Source organism: Arthrobacter sp. C152 (assembly GCF_054890965.1).
This window is the reverse complement of record NZ_JBTZSU010000097.1, coordinates 1-947: the sequence shown is the minus strand read 5'-3', so window position 1 is coordinate 947 and position 947 is coordinate 1. Positions and strand designations below refer to the sequence as shown.

Sequence of the window (947 nt, the reverse complement as noted above, 5' to 3'; positions counted from 1 at the left end):
TAGGGCGTGTCTCCTAAAGCTGTCAGCCAGATGCTGATTGCTCGGAGGACTGCTCCGCCGCGGTAGGTCAGGGCGAGCTTGTCGTAGCGGGTCGCCAAGGCTCGCCACTGTTTGAAGGTGTTGAAGTTGCGTTCGACAACGTTTCGGCCTTTGTAGTCCTCTTTGTCGAAGGCCGGCGGCCTGCCGCCGGTGGAACCGCGTCGTTTACGGTGGCCGATCTGGTCGGACGGTTGCGGGATGACAGCGGTAATGCCGCGGTCTCGAAGGTGGGTCCGGATCGCTCTTGAAGAGTAGGCCTTGTCACCGCGCACACGGTCCGGGCGGGTGCGGGGCCTGCCCGGACCCACCCGGTTGATCTTCAACTGGTTCATCAGGTGGGCGAACATCGGAGCGTCGCCACCCTGGCCCGGCGCGACCAGCAAAACCAGGGGCCGGCCTTTACCATCAACCAAGGCGTGGATCTTGGTGCTCAGTCCGCCGCGGGAACGGCCGATTGCATGGTCGTCCGGCTCAGCAAACAGATTCATGTAATTCGAGCCGGCCCCCTGTGGCGCGGGGAAGGTTAGTGCCGTGCTGGTGGGCGCGGTTGACCGTCGAGTCGACCGAGACCGACCAATCCACCTCACCCTGGGAGTCCGCGACCGTCAGCAGTGCCGCCAGGATGCTGTCCCAGGTTCCGTCACCGCTATAGCGGCGGTGACGCTTCCAGATGGTCTGCCAAGGACCGAACTCGGCAGGCACATCCCGCCAGGCGATCCCGCAACGGTACCGGTAAATGATCCCCTCGACCACCCGACGGTCGTCCCGGAACGGACGACCCTGGCGGCCAGCAGAGGACGGCAATAACGGCTGAATGCGGGCCCACTGCCCATCAGTCAAAACAGAAGTACGCGACACCCATCAAGCATCCCGGCTAAACCAGCCAAGGTTTAGGAGACACGCCCTAG

At 63.6% G+C, this 947-nt stretch carries 1 protein-coding gene; it reads right to left on the bottom strand.

Annotation, left to right across the window (positions count from 1 at the left end; all coding sequences use genetic code 11):
- Positions 1 to 897, bottom strand: a protein-coding gene (locus tag ACYSM9_RS21870; RefSeq protein ID WP_461859045.1) for an IS5 family transposase whose coding sequence is annotated in 2 segments (ribosomal slippage) — positions 1 to 545 and positions 547 to 897 — 896 coding nt annotated over the 2 segments. Because the reading frame shifts where the segments join, the coding sequence is not laid out codon by codon here. This gene is flagged as partial in the annotation.
- Between the last annotated feature and the right edge of the window lie 50 nt (positions 898 to 947).